Origin of the sequence: Plantibacter sp. Leaf1 (genome assembly GCF_001421315.1) — a bacterium.
In the GTDB taxonomy this organism is placed as follows: domain Bacteria; phylum Actinomycetota; class Actinomycetes; order Actinomycetales; family Microbacteriaceae; genus Plantibacter.
Genome location: NZ_LMJX01000002.1, coordinates 2,340,169 through 2,355,702, shown reverse-complemented (window position 1 = coordinate 2,355,702; position 15,534 = coordinate 2,340,169). Strand labels below are relative to the sequence as shown.

Here is a 15,534-nt window from a genome sequence, read left to right as displayed (position 1 = left end):
CCGGTGATCAGTGCGCCTTGCCGACCTTCCAATACCCGCAGAACATGACGCGTTCCTTGGGCGTGCCGCTGCGGACCCAGAAGCGACGCACCGCCGCGGCGAGCGCTTGCTCGCCCACGACCCATCCGTACGCCGACGGGCCCGGCGCCTCGAGGGCTTCCGCCGCCGCGAGCGCCCCGCGGCCGGGGACGGCATGCACATCGTCCCGGACGACCCATCGGACCTCGACCCCGGAGGGCGCCTCGAGCGTCTGGACATCCGCTGCCGACGGCACCTCGACGATCGCGGTCCCGATCGTGTCGGCCGGAAGGTGCGCGAGGATCCCGGCGACGGCGGGCAATCCCGTCTCATCGGCGACGAGCACGATCCGGTCCGTGCCGGGCGGCGGGTTGAACATCCGACCCTCGTCGAGCAGCGCGACCGGGTCTCCCGGTCGGCACGTCTGCGCCCAGCCGGCCGCGGGTCCGGCGGTCCCGTCGGCTGCCGCGCCGTGGATGACGAAGTCGACGTCGAGTTCCGGACCCTCCGGTCCGTCCGCGCGGTAGTCGCGGACGGTGTAGTTGCGCAGCACCGGCCTGACCGACTTCGAGATCGCCAGGTACTTCGCGTAGGCGATCATGTCGAGCTTGGTCGGGAGCCGATCGAGGCCGCCGTCCGAGACGGGGATGAAGAAGCGGAACCACTGGTCGTAGCCGAGGAAGGCGAAGTCGGCGATGTCTCCACCGCCGAGCGTGACCCGGGCGAAGTTCGGGGAGATCGTCGCCCGCCGCAGCACCCGGAGGGTCAACAGGCGCGCCGCCTCGGGCTTGATCCTCGACGCCTCAGCGTTCGTCCGCGCCATCCGGTCTCCTCCGTCCAGCGACCCCGTCAGCCGCTACTGAGGTAACCCTAACTCAGGTGACCCTTACTTCGAAGGTCCTGAGTCGACATCGGCCGCCTTGCGGGACCGCGTGTCGAGCAGCGCGAAGACCAGGGCGATCACGACGAAGCCGATCGTGACGATGGTGCTGTTGCGGTAGGCGTCGTGGTAGACGTCGAGCGAGGCGCCCGAAGCACCGCCGCCGTTCTCCGAGTACACCGTCGCGTAGAAGGTCGCCGTCGCCGCCGCGAGCCCGACCGCGGTGCCGATCCGCTGACCGAGCTGACCGATGGACCCGGCGACACCGCCGGACGCGACCGGGATGTCCGCGAGCATCAGCGTCTGGTTCGGCGAGATCACGGCTCCGCCACCGATGCCCGCCAGGAGCATCGCCGCACCCATGGCGTACGGGGTGACCTCCGGGGGAGTGATGAACGCGAGCACCGAGTTCAGGGTGAAGCCGACCACCACCAACACGAGCCCGCCCACGACGAGCGGACGTCCGAGCTTGTCGACGACCCGGCCGCTCAACCAGGAGCTGACCGCCGAGGCGAGCGCGAAGGGGATCGTGATCATGCCAGCGAAGACGGGTTCGAGGCCGAGGCCCTGCTGGACGAACAGCGTGAGGGTGAGGAAGGTGGCCGGCATGGCCGCGAAGTACGTCGTCGAGATGAGGACGCCGTTGCGGTAGCTGCCGAGGGAGAAGAGCGAGAAGTCGACGACGGGCGTCTGTCCGGCGCGCTGGTACCGACCCTCCCACCAGGCGAACAGGCCGGCGAACACGGCGAACCCGAGGAGGAGCCACCAGCGTGCCGGGTCGTCGTCCGGCGAACCCGTCGTCAGCACGAAGGGCAGCATGAGCGACAGCACCGCGAGACCGAGGAGCACGATGCCGACGGGGTCGAGCGAACCGGCCCCCGCCTCACGTGGCTGCTGCTTGGGCAGCAGGCGGGCGGCGATCGGCAGCAGGATGATCGCCAGCGGCACGTTCATCCAGAAGAGCAGGCGCCAGCCGTCCTCCGGGCCGCCGACGGCGATGAGCAGGCCACCGAGCGTCGGACCGAACGCCGTCGACAGGCCGATGATGGCGCCGAAGAGCCCGAAGGCGCGTCCGCGCTCCTTGCCCACGAAGAGCTGCTGGATGAGCCCGATCACCTGCGGCATGAGGAATCCAGCGGCGACGCCCTGCAGGATCCGCCCGCCGATCAGGATGGCGACGCTCGGGGCGATCGCGCACACGAGGCTCGCAGCACCGAACACGCTCAGGCCGATCATGAACATCTGTCGACGGGAGTGCAGGTCGCCGTAGCGACCGGCGGGCACGAGGATCAGACCGAACGCTAAGGCGTACCCGGCGACGATCAGCTGCAGTGCGGTCGGACCGGCGTCGAGGGCCTGCTCGATGGACGGGAGGCCGACGTTCACCTTCGAGAGGTCGAGGATCGTGAGGGCGGCGACGGAGACGCAGACCGCGAAGGCGCGCCACTTGGTCCGGTCGTCGGGGGCGGTGGGCTCGGTGGTCATCCTGGTCAGCCTATGCCCGGCTCGACGGTCCTCACCCCCGGTTGACGAGCACGGATTTCACCGTCCTCGTCGCCGGTTCCGGGGTTGGAACGCCTTCAGACGATGACGAGACTCCCGTCACGGGCTACGCTCGGAAGATGCACATGGACGCCCCGCGAGGGCTGCAGGACCCGGACGAACTGGCCGAACGACACCGCATGCTGGCCGAGTCGCCGGCACTCGCGCCGCTGCGCGACTGGGCGGACGCGATGATGGCCCGCCGGGGACGGCGGCAGAGCGACCTCGTGCTCCCGCTCGTCGACCCGGCCGATGCAGCCGTCAACGCGAAGACCCTCATCCTCCTCGACGCCCCGGGCACCCTCGCTCCGGACAGCCTCGACGCACCTGGATCGGGGTTCGCCTCGGTCGACAACGACGACCCGGTCGCCGAGAGTCTCTGGAACCTGCGGAACGACATCGGTTTCGACGACGTCATGGTCTGGAACATCGTCCCGTGGTACCTGAGCGCCGGACGCAAGAAGCCGAACGCCCCCGAGGTCGCCCAGGGTGCCATGGAGTTGCGCGCACTGCTCCCGCTGCTCCGCAACCTCCGCGTCGTGGTCCTCTGCGGTCCGCACGCCCAGGACGGTTGGTGGAAGCACGTCGAGCCACTGCTCGGGAACACCTACAGCGCGTTCAACGCGCCGCACCCGTCACCGTTGTCGCTGAAGCAGCCTGGTCGTCGCGAGGAGATCGAGAAGGTCTTCGCGCGCGCCAAGCAGGTCGCCGGCTAGCGTCCCGCGCACCGATCCATCCGCAACCCCCTCGCCCCGGTCGGCGAGGGGGTTGCGTACGTCTGAGCGCTTGCTAGCGTCGAGTGGACGAGGAGAGGAAGAGCACATGGACATCGGAACCATCGCGATCCTGATCGTCATCGCCCTCCTGGCGGTCGGCGCCGTCTGGTACGTCGTGCGGCGCGACCGTGCGGCTCGGACAGACGACGCCTACCGTTCGCACGACGCCGACACCGAGCACGAGCGCGAACGGGCGAAGGCCCTCGCGCAGGGCACGGGCGGCGAGCCGCGACGCGGCGGGGGCCCCATGGGCGTCTGACCCACCGGACACGGACCGACAGACGGACGGTCGTCACCCCTCAGGGATGACGACCGTCCGTCTGCGTGAAGCCCCTCGCTCTAGACGAGCGGCGGGAGTCCTGCCGAGACGCGCGCGCCGAGCGTCTGGTCGACGGCGGTCCAGTAGGCGATGACCCGGGCCCGGAGGTCCGGGCGGGTCACCTTGGAGACGTGGCCGATGATGTTGCCGACGAGGCGATCGCGGGCTGCATCGTCGAGCACCTCGCGGACGAGGGTGCCCGCCTGCCCGAAGTCGTCGTCCTCGGCGTGGAGCGTCGCGGCCGCCCGGACGAGCTCGCCGTCGGACTGCCAACCGGAGGACTCGGCCGCGCGGGCCGGGTCGGCGTGGGCTCCGCCGACCGAGTTCGGCGCGTACACCGGGGCGTTCGCGTCGTTGAAGGTGTACGTCATCGCCCCTTCCTTCGAGTAGGAGTGCACGGGCGAGTGCGGGGCGTTGACCGGCAGCTGCGCGTGGTTGGTGCCGACGCGGTACCGGTGGGCGTCCGCGTAGCTGAAGATGCGCGCCAGGAGCATCTTGTCGGGGCTCGCCGCGATGCCGGGGACGAAGTTCGACGGCGCGAAGGTCGCCTGCTCGATCTGGGCGAAGTAGTTCTCCGGGTTGCGGTCGAGCGTCATCTTCCCGACCTCGATCAGCGGGTAGTCGCTGTGCGGCCAGACCTTGGTGAGGTCGAACGGGTTGAACCGGTAGTTCGCGGCATCGGCGTACGGCATGACCTGCACGGACAGGGTCCAGCTGGGGTGCTCGCCGCGGGTGATGGCCTCGGAGAGGTCGCGGATGTGGAAGTCGGCGTCCTCACCGGCGATCTGGTCGGCCTGGTCCTGCGTGAGGATCTCGATGCCCTGATCGGTCTTGAAGTGGTACTTCACCCAGAAGCGCTCACCGCTCGCGTTGATCCACTGGTAGGTGTGCGAACCGAAGCCGTCCATGTGCCGCCACGAGCCCGGCAGACCCCGGTCGCCCATGAGCCACGTCACCTGGTGGGCACTCTCTGGCGAGAGGGTCCAGAAGTCCCACTGCATGTCGTGGTCGCGGAGGTGCGACCCCGGCAGGCGCTTCTGCGAGCGGATGAAGTCGGGGAACTTGATGCCGTCGCGGATGAAGAAGACGGGCGTGTTGTTGCCCACGAGGTCGTAGTTGCCTTCGCTCGTGTAGAACTTCAGGGCGAACCCGCGGGGGTCGCGCCAGGTGTCCGGGCTGCCCTGCTCGCCGGCGACGGTGGAGAAGCGGGCGAGCATCTCGGTCTCGACGCCCGGCTGGAACAGCGCCGCGCGGGTGTACTGGGAGACGTCTCCGGTCGTGACGAAGCGACCGAAGGCCCCACCACCCTTCGCGTGGACGACGCGCTCCGGCACGCGCTCCCGGTTGAACTGGGCGAGCTTCTCGACCAGGTAGTGGTCGTGGAGTGCGATCGCTCCGTCGGCGCCGACACTCTGGGAGTGCTCGTCGCTGGCGACGGGCGCTCCGCTGTTGGTGGTGGTGTAGCTGGGCTCGGACATGTCTCTCCTCGAGGGGTGGGGCTGGTCGGACGGTCGGTTGGCTTCAGCACTGCCACCATGTCGGTGCCAGCTGACGATCGGCATGGAAGTGCCGTCGAATGATCTGTGGAACGGCGTCAGGACGCATCCGCCTGGCACGCGGGGCACACGCCCCAGAACGTGATCTCGGCGGCGTCGACGACGTATCCCGCCGTGTCGTCGGGGTGGAGGCACGGAGCCGACCCCTTCGTGCAGTCGACGTCGACGACCGCGCCGCACGAGCTGCAGACCAGGTGGTGATGGTTGTCGTCGACGCGCAGCTCGTAGCGACCCGGATGGCCGTCGGGCTCGATGCGACGCACCAGTCCGGCGGCCACGAAGGCGTTGAGGACGCTGTAGACCGCCTGCGGAGACGTCTGCGGAGCGCGAGGCCGGAGGCTCGCCACCACCTGCTCCACGTCGGCGTGCGGTGTCTTGGCGAGGATCTCGAGCACGGCGAGGCGCCCGGTGGTCACGCGCAGACCGGCGGCCCGGATCTTGGCGTTGAAGTCGCTCGCCGCCGACGCCACCACCGATCCGTTCATGCCTCCACCGTATCGAGTTGTTTTGAATTTATCAAAATAAGGCTTCCCCTCAGGTCTTCCCGCAGCCCCCACCACTCTAATATCTGATATTCGATGCAGCGGGCGGGCAAAGAGATTGTGGAGAAGCGCGGAGGCTGTGGAGCGGTGAGCCTCTACAACTCGACGGTGAGCAGCGGGCGCAGCGAGCGGCGCGTCTCCTCAGCCATGTCCACGGCGTCGCGATCGAGCAGCCATTGCAACTGCAGACCGTCCATCATCGCGATGAGCATGCGCGCCGCACTCGCCGGCTCGACACCCGGCGCCAGCTGGCCCTCGCGGGCCATCACCTGGAACGAGAGGGTCATGCCGTCGATCAGCCAGCTGTACCGCCGTACGAAGTGATCGTGTGCCGGGTGATCCGGCGACGTCGCCTCCGCGGAGAGGACGCAGTGGAGTTCGACGAGACCCGGCACGCGCATGTTGTGCTCGACGAGACGCAACAGCCCCCGGATGCCCTCGAGACCGCTGCCGATCTCGATCGCGGACTGCTCACGGTCACGGTCATCGCGGAAGTCGAGGATCGCGGCGAGCAGGTCGTTCTTGGTCGAGAAGTGGTGGAGCAGACCGGCCTGGCTCATGCCGACGCGCTCCGCGACCTCACGGAGGGAACCACTGCGGAAGCCCTGTTCGGCGAAGACGTCCATGCCCGCCTCGAGGATCTCCCGGCGTCTGGCCGCCGTCTTGGCGTAGCTGCCACGGGGGCGGCCGGTCTGCGTTGACGTCATCCCGCGATCGTATCGCCCGGTCGGTCGTCGCGAGACGGACCGGATCTCAGCCTCCGGTCCCACTCCGGCAGTTCCCCAGGTGTCTGTCGTACGGTATCGCCATGAGACGCCCCATCGAGCCCGTATACGACACCGCCGTCGGTGTCGGTCGCTCCCTGTTCGGTGTCTGGCGCCTGCGCCGTCACACCACCGGTATCGAACACCTGCCTGACGACGGCGGGGCGGTGATCGCGATGACCCACTTCGGGTACCTCGAGTTCGCCCTCGTCGAGTGGGCGACCGTGCTCCACAACCGGCGTCGCATCCGCTTCATGGCCAAGCAGGGCGCGTTCGACAAGCCCTTGGTCGGCCGACTCCTGCGAAGCATGCGTCACATCGCCGTCGACATGCGCGCCGGAGGTGCCGCCTATGCGAACGCCGTCGCGGCACTCCGCAGCGGAGAACTCGTCGGGGTCTTCCCGGAGGCGGGCGTCAGCGCCTCGTTCACCGTCCGCGAGCTGAAGTCCGGCGCCGTCCGCCTCGCCCAGGAGGCGGGCGTCCCGATCATCCCCGTCGCCGTCTGGGGTGGCCACCGGCTCCTCACGAAGAACCACAAGGTCGGCTTCCGCGAGCGCTTCGGTGTGCCGGTGCACTTCTCCTTCGGTGAGCCGATCCAGGTCCACCCCGAGGACGACGTCGCCACGAGCACCGAACAGCTGCGCGACCGGCTGCAGAGCATGATCGACGTGCTGCAGCGCGACTACCCGGTCGACGGAACCGGAGCCTGGTGGCAGCCTCGCTCGCTCGGCGGCACGGCACCGACACCCGCCGAAGCCGCCGCGGCCGACCTCGAACGCGAACGTCGACGCGAGGCGCGTCGGCAGTCGGCGAGCTGAGCCCACGTCCGCCGCGGTCTATCCTGTGGAGGTGCCACCTCTGACCTCGCAGACCCTCCCCGTGGAGCACCGTCGCTCCGCCGCCCCGTGCCGTGCGTGGACGGTGACACCGTGAGTCGCGGGTGGAACGGCTTCGTGGCGAAGTCGTCCTGGCTCCCCAAGTCCTGGCGTGAACGGGCCGAACGCGCGCTGAGCGAGGAGTCGACGACGGCACCGTCCGCGGCCGACCCGTCGCCCTCGTCGGAGCCGCAGCCCACCGCCTCCGGACGGACACCCGATGCGTCGACCGGTCCGGCCTCCGCCCCGACGGCACCCGCCGGATCGGCGACTCGGGACGCCACGGAGCTCCCGCCGACGCCGGCCCCCACCGCCGACACGGCGTCCGACACCGCCACCGGCCAGCAGTCGGTGCCATTCATGGACCCGGTCGCCCTCCCCGTCACGGCGTCGGCCCCCGTCGTCCCGCTGAGCGTCGCCATCACCGACTTCGAACTCGCCGACGACTCCGTGATCGGGCCCGCCTCGGTCCTCGACAACCTGGAACTCACGAAAGCGGCCGTCACCAGGATCGCAGCAGCGATCCTGTCGACGGAAGGGCCCATCGCCGTCCCACGGCTCGTGTCGATCGTCGCCCGCCGCTTCGGCGTGGACCGGCTGTCGGAGGACACCCGGACGGAGCTGTCCGCGCTGGTGACCGAGGCGTTCGTCGTGCAGAACGGGTTCGCCTGGCCCACCGGACTCGACGTCGTCACCTGGCGCGGTGTCCGCCGGGTCGTCCATCGCGACCACCGTGCGGTGACGGACATCAGCCCCGCCGAGATCTGCAACGCCATGGAACTCGTCATCGCCGCGAGCCCCGAGCAGGAGGTGGACCGCGAGCAGCTGCCCATGCAGGCGGCCTCGGTCCTCGGCTACGGCCGCCTCGGTGAGACCGCTCGGCGCTGGCTGGATCTGACGCTCGACCAGGCGGTGCTCCACGGCCGTCTCGTCGAGGATGGCGAGCGCATCCGCCTTCCCTGACCCGGCTTCGTCAGCGGACGGGCGGACCCTGCTGTCCGTAGGGGAGGCTCGTGTCGGTGACGCCGTCGATGAAGGCGTCCATGCGCTGCAGGTTGAACCGCCCCTGGTCGTTGAGCAGGAACTGGTACTCGTGCTCGAGCCCGGGCCGGTAGTCCGGGTTGAAGATCATGGACTGCACGTCGACCCCGAGGCCCTGGAGTCTCTCCTTGAACTCGACCGACTGCGGGTAGAGCGGGTCCCAGTTGCCGACCGTGATGTACGTCGGCGGGTACTTCGCCGTCAGGTAGTCGACGACCGACGCTGAGGCGACCTCCGGCCGCGTCTTGTAGTCGCGCGCGCCGAAGTAGGACCACAGCACGGTGTCGAGGAACCACCCGAAGCTGCCTTCGGCGTTGACCAGGCTGAGGTCGTACGCGCCGCAGGCCAACACGACGCCGGCCAGTTGTTCCGGTTCGATGGGTGACTCGACCTCGATCGAGCTGGCGTACTCGGAGCTCGTGACGACGTTCGCGACCTGCGCGGCGATCTGCGCACCGGCGGAGTCACCGGCGAGGATGAGCTTGGAGGAGTCGACGTTGAGCGCCCGCGCATTGGCGTCGAGGTAGCCGAGGGAGTCGGCGACCTGCTCGATCGGCAGCGGATACTGGCCCTCCGGCGCGATCGTGTACTCCACCGCGATCGCCGTGTACCCCTCGCCGGCGAGCACGCGCATGTAGTTGGAGATGAGTTCCTTGCTGCCGGAGATCCAGGCGCCGCCGTGCACCCAGACGATGGTCGGGAGTGCAGCGCCACTCCCGCGGACACCGTCGGGGGTGTAGACGTCGAGGAGGGCGTCGGCGTCGCCGGAGCGGTACGGGATGTCGCGTCGCACGTCGACACCGTCCGGCACGTACCTCTCGAGGTCCGACTGCACGACCTTCGCCCGCTCGTCGAACGCCATCCGGATGACCATCGACCCCGGCCAGGGCGTCAGTTGCAGCCAGACGAAGATGAGCACGGCGATGGCGAGGATCACGCCGATGATCCAGAACATGGTGTTGCGGACGATGCGCAGGAATCGCGAGAAGCCGGAACGAGGGCGGTCTGTCCTCAAGCGATTCACCTCCTGGCGGGTCTGGACGGCGGCACTGCCTGGCGGAACACGAACATCAAGTGTCGCATCCGTCAGCGCGCCGACGGTGCCGCCGAAGGTTTTCGACGGATTCCGTGACGAATGCGCCCCAGGCTGCGTCCTACTTCATGAACCGGTCATCACCGCCGGTTTCCAACGCAGAAGAAGGAGTACGCCATGAGTGCATCGGACAAGATCCAGAACGCCGCTGAAGACCTCGCGGGCAAGGCGAAGGAAGCCCTCGGCAAGATCACCGGCGACGACAGCAAGGTCGCAGAGGGCAAGGCCGACCAGACCAAGGCCGACGCCAAGAAGGCCGGCGAGAATGTCAAGGACGTCTTCAAGAACTAGTCCTCGCGATACAGTGGCTGGCCCCGCTCACCGGCGGGGGTAGCACCACGATCGGTCGGCACCCCGCTCGATCCAGCAATCACATTTGGAGACATCATGAGTTTTCTCGGCTTCCTGCTGCTCGGCCTCATCGCCGGCGCCATCGCCAAGGCCATCCTTCCGGGTCGTCAGGGCGGCGGCTGGTTGATCACGCTGCTGCTCGGTGTCGTCGGGGCACTGCTCGGTGGTTGGCTCGGCGGCCTCCTCTTCGGCGCGAACCTCCAGGAGTTCTTCTCGCTGCAGACGTGGCTCCTCGCCATCGGCGGTTCCATCGTCGTGCTCCTCATCTACGGCGCACTGACCCGCAACAAGAAGGCGTAACGACAGCCTCACAGCACGCGAACGCCCGGTCCCTCTCGAGGGGCCGGGCGTTCGTCGGTGGTGGGGTCTCGCGCTCAGGCGTGCTGACCCTCGTGCTCCCCTTCACCGATCTCCTCGACCAGCTTCGCGTTGAAGGCCGGGAGGTCGTCGGGCGTCCGGCTCGACACCAGACCCTGGTCGACGACGACCTCCTCGTCCACCCACGAGGCCCCCGCGTTGCGCAGGTCCGTCTTGAGGCTCGCGTAGCTCGTCAGTTCACGGCCGCGGACGACATCGGCCTCGACGAGGATCCATGCACCGTGGCAGATCACACCGACCGGCTTGCCCTGCTCGAAGAAGGCCTTCGCGAAGGCGATCGAGGCCTCGTCCAGGCGGAGGTCGTCGGCGTTGACGACACCACCCGGGAGCACGAGCGCGTGGTAGTCACCGGAGGACGCCTCGGCGACGGCCACGTCGACCGGCTGGACGTGCCCGTTCTTGCCGGTCACGTCCTGCGTCGCGGGGGAGACCAGTCGGGCCGTGGCGCCTGCAGCGGTGACCGCCTCCCACGGGCTGGTCAGTTCGCTGTCCTCGTAGCCGTCCGTCAGGAGGAAGGCCACCTGCTTGCCGTCGAGTTCTGCACTCATCGTCGCTCCAATCCATCAGCGTCAGGGGCGCCGTCCGGCGACCCGTCAGCGACGATACGCTCGGGCCTGGATCGACGGCCCGACCTTCCGCCGAGCGCGAACGGGCTTGCTCAGGCGTCGCAGGCGATGCCATCCCCGTCACGGTCGAGGTCGTACACGTCGCTTCCGACGACGTACACCGGTCCCGGCGTGTAGGCCGGTCCGTTCCCACTGCCGCCGGCGCAGTCGACGTCGCTCGCGATCGGGACGCACTGCCCCTCGTAGTTCGGGTCGCAGCCGCCTCCGACCGGGTCGGCGACGGGTGCGGGAGCCACGGGCGCGGGTTGCCGGGTGCCGACCGAGGTCACCTGCGCCACCGGTTCGACCGACACGACCTGGGCGACGAGCTCCCGCGCGATCTCCGCGCCGGCCCGTGTCGTCACACGGTAGGTGTTCGTCTGCTGACCGTCGACCCCGACGGTGGTGACGATGACCTGACCGACGTCGAGGTTCGGGTCCTGCACCTCCGTCGCCGTGAACGGCACCGCGATGACCTCAGTGACCTCGGTCACGATGTCGGTCGGTGTCGGGGTCGCCACCGGGGTCCGCTTCGGAGCGGGGGTGGCCACGTCTTGAGCCGTCAGCAGGGCCGCAGGCCGGTCTGACGCCGGAAGCGTCGCAGCACTCGCACCGCCACCGACCACGACGAGGCAGAGGGCTGCGGCGACCACGGCGAGCGCGGTACCCCGGTTCCGGATGCCGAGCCGGCTGGCGTGACCGCGGACGAGCGCGACCACGCCGACGACCGCCGCGGCGATGGCGACGAGCGCGAGCAGGGCGCCCCAGAACGCACCGCCGATCGCGCTGAGCAGCACCAGCGCGACGACGAGGCAGATCAGGAGGACGTGCAGGGGCCGGAGTCTGCTCGGACGGTTCTCGACGGGCGACCCGGTCGCAGCGGCGGTGGACGTCGCAGTCGCGTTGTCGGGCATCGTCGCCGGGAATCGCGCCCCACCCCAGGCGAAACCGGTCCACCACCGCTGACCGCCTGGTCGTTCAGGATCGGGATACCAGCCGGATGGAGTGCTCATGCCCTGATGGTGGGGCCTGGCGCCCATCCGCACAAGAACCCCGAGTGGGGCGGTGGGGGGTTTCGCCCACGGGTGTCGTGCTGCGCGGTTCAGACGCCGACGAAACGGACGGTCTGCTGGAGCCTGGTGCGGATGTCGAACAGCTGGTTGCCACCCATGCGCTCGATGCCCGGAAGGCCGGTACGGAGCAGGTCGGCGAGGCGCGATCGCTCCACGAGGACGGTGACGGGATGCTTCCGGCCGATGAACTCGACGGACTCCTCGACGGCGCCGTCGGGTACGACGATGACCGAGGCGGTGAACTTCACGCGGGCCGCCTTCGCGACCGTGCGCGCCGAGCGGACGATCGAACGCACGGGCTCCTCTCGGACGCCGAGCGTCTCGCCGACGACCTCACCACGATGCACGCTCACCGGCCCGCCCCAGTCCTCGGACTTCACCGCGAACAGCCCGGTCGGGCCGAGGACCACGTGATCGATCTTCGCCTCGCCGGGAGCCAGGACGTCGTGCCACACGGTGTACCCGATGCCGAGCGTCGCCACCGTGCGAGCCGTCTGCTCCTCCGCCAGTGCGTTGGCGAGCTGGTGTCGGATCTCGCGCGGGGCGGAGCGGACGAGCTTGGGGTCGTAGGGGTCGTCGAGTGGGACGCCACGGCCGACCCACTCCCTGATGAGCTCGAGATAGGCCTCCCGTGAGTCGCCGCCGGGGTGCCCGTAGGCCCGCGCTCGAGGACGGGAGTCCGCCCGCTGGGTGCCGGAGCGACCGGTGGTGGACGCGGACCAGGTGGGCTCGTCGTCCGCGTCGACGCCGCCGGACGGGACGCTCCGACCGCGGTCGTACGCGGCTCGATCCTCGACCGTGCCGACGCGCTCCCAGGCCAGTTGCACCGCGTTGAACTGCCGCGCGCTGCCGCCGAGGTCGGGATGCGTCTCGCGCATCAGCCGACGATACGCCCGACGGAGCTCGTCCTGCGACGCCGTCGTGCTCACACCGAGCACCTCGTACGGGCTGGCTGAGAGTGGGCTCTCCGGCATCGAGGGTGGTCGCTTTCGTCGGCGGGGTCGGTGTCTCCGACACGGGAGACTATCGCGGTCAGCTGGCAGAGCGCCGAAGTGCCGCTCGCCGAGCGTGCCACCCGGGTGCCCTCCGCTCAGGCCCGGACACCGGCACCGGCGGCTCGGACGGTCTCGGCGACGGCATCGGCGATCGGCGTCGGTCGCACGCCGAAGGCGAGCTCGAACGCACTGGAGTCGAACCGGTACGGAGCCGTGTACTGGTAGCTCATCTCGCGCGTCTCGCGCGCACCGGCGTTGAAGAGGGACCCGATCCGCATCATGGCCGCACCCATGATCTTGATCGGGCGGTCATGCCCTCCGGCGAGACGGAGGTAGTCGCGTCCTGTCAGCGCCGGACCGGTGGGCAGGTGCCAGAGGCGTCCGCGCGCGGCGGCGTCCGTGCCGAGGATGGCCAGTCCACGACCGACATCGGGGGTGTAGGTGAGCGAGTGCGGCAGGTCGGCGTCGTACAGCCAGGTGCCCGGCCGTCCTGCGGCGATCGGGTCGATCCCGAAGCTGTTGAACACACTGGTCGATGCACCGGGGCCGAAGAAGTCGGCGCTCCGTCCCACCGTCGAGACCAGACCGCGTTCCGCCACCGCCGCTGCGAGCGCGGCCGCAGCACGAGCACGGACCCGGCCCTTCCGGCTGACGGGTGCCAGCGGAGTCCCCTCCGTCATCGGGCCATCCACCGCGCCGTACGCATAGACGTTGTCGAGGGAGACGAGGTGCGTCCCGGTCGCCACTGCCGCCTCGATGACGTTCTCGACGATGCGGGGCCAGCGCTGCTCCCAGAGAGCGGCGGAGTAGGGCAGACCAGCGGTGAGGTAGGCGACGTCCGCTCCGTCGAGCGCGGTCCTGACCGCATCCCGATCGAGGAGGTCGGCGATGACCGAGGTGACGCCCGGCACCGTGGACGCCCGGCGGCCGACCGAGCCGACGGATACGCCGGTCGCGAGGAGCGCTTGCGCGGTCTCCCGTCCGATGACGCCGTTGCCGCCGAGGATGACGTGGGTGGTGCTCATGCTGGTCTCGATTCTGAGCGACGCGGTTCGTCGTCCCAGTTGGAGAGTAGCACTATCGGATAGTTTCACTATCCAGTTGGGGATCCGTTCCGCGAACGGTCACCGTTCAGACAGCGGGAAGCAGGATCCCGTCGTCGATGAGCGCACGCACGCGGGGGAGGAGTTCGTCGCCGAGCTCGACGGCGTCGACCTCGACGAGTTGCGCGATCGCGTCGACGATGGCACCGAGGGCGAGTTCGCCGTCGCACGCACCGACGAGTCCGGCGAGTCCCGTGTCGACGCCGACAGACCTGGCCAGCCCGCCACCCTGGCGCAGGTGCATCGCCGTCGGGTCCTCGTCGCCCGGCCAGTAGTGACGCTCCTCCGTGACGTCGCCAGCGAGGACGACGCGCTCACGGAGCAGGGCCTGGTCGTCGAGCGCGACCTGCCAGTCGTGCGCGGCGAGGCAGACGGCGAGGTGGGCTCCGAGGCCCGCCGAGTTGGATCCCGCGTGCCCGTGGAGACGCTCGAACCGGCGCATCGGGGTGGCGGAGTCGGTCCGCCGGAGCAGGACGTACCCGAAGCCGACGCCCGTCACCGACCGCGATGCGAAGTCGTCGAGCCAGGCTGCCGCGAGGCGTTCGAACTCGGCGGTGCCGGCCCTCGTGCCACCGTCCCGGATCCAGGTCTCGGCGTACTCCGCCGGATCCTGCACCTCGCGTTCGATCACCCAGGCGTCCACCGTCTCCCGGCTGTGCTCCACCCAGTCCGCGACGCGATCGAGTCCGTCCGTCCGTGCGCGGTACTCCCAGTTGCCGAGGAACTGGGCCACCCCGTCCTCCGTCAGATGCAGGGCCGCCTCGACGAAGACCGACTCGACGAGGGCGTCACCGACGAGCCCGCCGTCCCGGTACTCGTAGTTCGGGACCCCCTCCATCCGTGGCGTGATGACGAACGGCGGGTTCGAGACGATGCGGTCGAACCGCTCACCGGTCACCGGCTCGAACATGCTGCCGAGACGGAACTCGATCGAGTCGATGCCGTTGAGCCGCGCGTTGAGTGCCGCGAGCTCGAGCGCCCGCTCGGAGATGTCCGTCGCGACCACACGATCGGCGATCCGCGACAGGTGGAGCGCCTGGATCCCGCACCCCGTGCCGAGGTCGAGGGCCGATCCGACCCGCTCAGGCAGGATGATGCCGCTGAGGGTCATCGACGCACCACCGACGCCGAGCACGTGCTCCTCGCCGAGTTCGTGGCCGAGGGCGAGCTCGCCGAGGTCGGAGGCGATCCACCAGGCCCCGCTCCCGTTCGCGTCCACCCAGGCATAGGGGCGGAGGTCGAGGGCCGGCCGGAGACCGCCGTCCTCGGCCCGGCTGAGGAGGCCGAGCTCCACCGCTCCGTCGGCGCCGAGCGTCGGCAGAGCGCGGGAGACCGCGTCGACGTCCGCCGGCAGCCCGAGGATGAACAGTCTCGCCAAGGTCGCGACCGGCTCCACGCCCTCCGTGCCCTGTCGGGCGTCGAGCGCTCGGGTCGCCACGACCCGGTTCGATCGATGCAGGGCCGCCTCGGCCATCTCACCCCACAGGCCGCGCACCCGTTCCACGGTGTACCCGGCGGTCGTGAGGTCGGCACGGAGGAGGTCGATCAGTCGCTGGTCCACGCCCCCAGTGTGCCAGCTGCGGGGTGAGCGGTTCCGCGAAACGGCCCCACTCACCCCGCCGG

At 69.5% G+C, this 15,534-nt stretch carries 17 protein-coding genes; 6 read left to right on the top strand and 11 right to left on the bottom strand.

The window, feature by feature from the left end:
- Positions 1–7: 7 nt before the first annotated feature.
- Together ASE44_RS13330 and ASE44_RS13325 are read right to left on the bottom strand one after the other, a co-directional pair.
- Entirely contained in the window at positions 8–841 is an 834-nt protein-coding gene (locus ASE44_RS13330; protein ID WP_056780553.1) for a siderophore-interacting protein, read from the bottom strand.
- A gap of 63 nt (positions 842–904) precedes the next feature.
- Complete coding sequence (locus ASE44_RS13325; protein ID WP_056780551.1) at positions 905–2,383, bottom strand: MFS transporter; 1,479 nt, start codon at positions 2,381–2,383, stop codon at positions 905–907.
- A 137-nt stretch (positions 2,384–2,520) separates the two neighbouring features.
- Here ASE44_RS13325 and ASE44_RS13320 point away from each other — a divergent pair, with 137 nt between their 5' ends.
- Together ASE44_RS13320 and ASE44_RS13315 are read left to right on the top strand one after the other, a co-directional pair.
- Positions 2,521–3,156, top strand: a complete 636-nt coding sequence (locus ASE44_RS13320; protein WP_082456009.1) for a uracil-DNA glycosylase — start codon at positions 2,521–2,523, stop codon at positions 3,154–3,156.
- Positions 3,157–3,262: 106 nt separating this feature from the next.
- A complete protein-coding gene (locus ASE44_RS13315) occupies positions 3,263–3,475 on the top strand; it encodes a hypothetical protein (RefSeq protein ID WP_056010262.1) in 213 nt (70 codons plus the stop codon).
- Between the two features lie 80 nt (positions 3,476–3,555).
- Here ASE44_RS13315 and ASE44_RS13310 read toward each other — a convergent pair whose 3' ends face one another.
- The 3 genes from ASE44_RS13310 to ASE44_RS13300 form a co-directional block, all read right to left on the bottom strand.
- Positions 3,556–5,013, bottom strand: coding sequence for a catalase (locus tag ASE44_RS13310; RefSeq protein ID WP_056010260.1), 1,458 nt, complete (start codon positions 5,011–5,013; stop codon positions 3,556–3,558).
- 116 nt (positions 5,014–5,129) lie between these two features.
- A complete protein-coding gene (locus tag ASE44_RS13305; RefSeq protein ID WP_056010257.1) occupies positions 5,130–5,576 on the bottom strand; it encodes a Fur family transcriptional regulator in 447 nt (148 codons plus the stop codon).
- Between the two features lie 152 nt (positions 5,577–5,728).
- Complete coding sequence (locus ASE44_RS13300; RefSeq protein ID WP_056010256.1) at positions 5,729–6,340, bottom strand: TetR/AcrR family transcriptional regulator; 612 nt, start codon at positions 6,338–6,340, stop codon at positions 5,729–5,731.
- A gap of 101 nt (positions 6,341–6,441) precedes the next feature.
- Between ASE44_RS13300 and ASE44_RS13295 the strand changes: the two genes are divergently transcribed.
- Both ASE44_RS13295 and ASE44_RS13290 read left to right on the top strand, forming a co-directional pair.
- Positions 6,442–7,215: a 1-acyl-sn-glycerol-3-phosphate acyltransferase gene (locus ASE44_RS13295; RefSeq protein WP_056780545.1), complete on the top strand. Its 774-nt coding sequence runs from the start codon at positions 6,442–6,444 to the stop codon at positions 7,213–7,215.
- Between the two features lie 111 nt (positions 7,216–7,326).
- Positions 7,327–8,235: a hypothetical protein gene (locus ASE44_RS13290; protein ID WP_157579949.1), complete on the top strand. Its 909-nt coding sequence runs from the start codon at positions 7,327–7,329 to the stop codon at positions 8,233–8,235.
- Between the two features lie 10 nt (positions 8,236–8,245).
- On the opposite strand, the gene ASE44_RS13285 is transcribed toward ASE44_RS13290, so the two are convergent.
- Positions 8,246–9,328 carry an alpha/beta hydrolase gene (locus ASE44_RS13285; protein ID WP_056780540.1) on the bottom strand — a complete coding sequence of 361 codons (1,083 nt, stop codon included), beginning with the start codon at positions 9,326–9,328 and terminating at the stop codon, positions 8,246–8,248.
- Positions 9,329–9,523: 195 nt separating this feature from the next.
- Here ASE44_RS13285 and ASE44_RS18250 point away from each other — a divergent pair, with 195 nt between their 5' ends.
- Complete coding sequence (locus ASE44_RS18250; protein ID WP_082456008.1) at positions 9,524–9,697, top strand: CsbD family protein; 174 nt, start codon at positions 9,524–9,526, stop codon at positions 9,695–9,697.
- Positions 9,698–9,793: 96 nt separating this feature from the next.
- Positions 9,794–10,057, top strand: a complete 264-nt coding sequence (locus tag ASE44_RS13280; RefSeq protein ID WP_056010248.1) for a GlsB/YeaQ/YmgE family stress response membrane protein — start codon at positions 9,794–9,796, stop codon at positions 10,055–10,057.
- Between the two features lie 74 nt (positions 10,058–10,131).
- Here ASE44_RS13280 and ASE44_RS13275 read toward each other — a convergent pair whose 3' ends face one another.
- The 5 genes from ASE44_RS13275 to ASE44_RS13255 all read right to left on the bottom strand — a co-directional run bounded on the left by ASE44_RS13275 (position 10,132) and on the right by ASE44_RS13255 (position 15,472).
- The gene (locus ASE44_RS13275) at positions 10,132–10,683 is read right to left on the bottom strand and encodes a type 1 glutamine amidotransferase domain-containing protein (protein WP_056780537.1); all 552 of its coding nucleotides are present in this window, start codon (positions 10,681–10,683) and stop codon (positions 10,132–10,134) included.
- Positions 10,684–10,793: 110 nt separating this feature from the next.
- Positions 10,794–11,753 carry a G5 domain-containing protein gene (locus ASE44_RS18860; RefSeq protein WP_235522606.1) on the bottom strand — a complete coding sequence of 320 codons (960 nt, stop codon included), beginning with the start codon at positions 11,751–11,753 and terminating at the stop codon, positions 10,794–10,796.
- Between the two features lie 89 nt (positions 11,754–11,842).
- Complete coding sequence (locus ASE44_RS13265) at positions 11,843–12,787, bottom strand: DnaJ domain-containing protein (RefSeq protein ID WP_056780535.1); 945 nt, start codon at positions 12,785–12,787, stop codon at positions 11,843–11,845.
- 116 nt (positions 12,788–12,903) lie between these two features.
- A complete protein-coding gene (locus ASE44_RS13260) occupies positions 12,904–13,833 on the bottom strand; it encodes an NAD-dependent epimerase/dehydratase family protein (RefSeq protein ID WP_056780533.1) in 930 nt (309 codons plus the stop codon).
- 106 nt (positions 13,834–13,939) lie between these two features.
- A complete protein-coding gene (locus tag ASE44_RS13255; protein ID WP_056780531.1) occupies positions 13,940–15,472 on the bottom strand; it encodes a methyltransferase in 1,533 nt (510 codons plus the stop codon).
- Between the last annotated feature and the right edge of the window lie 62 nt (positions 15,473–15,534).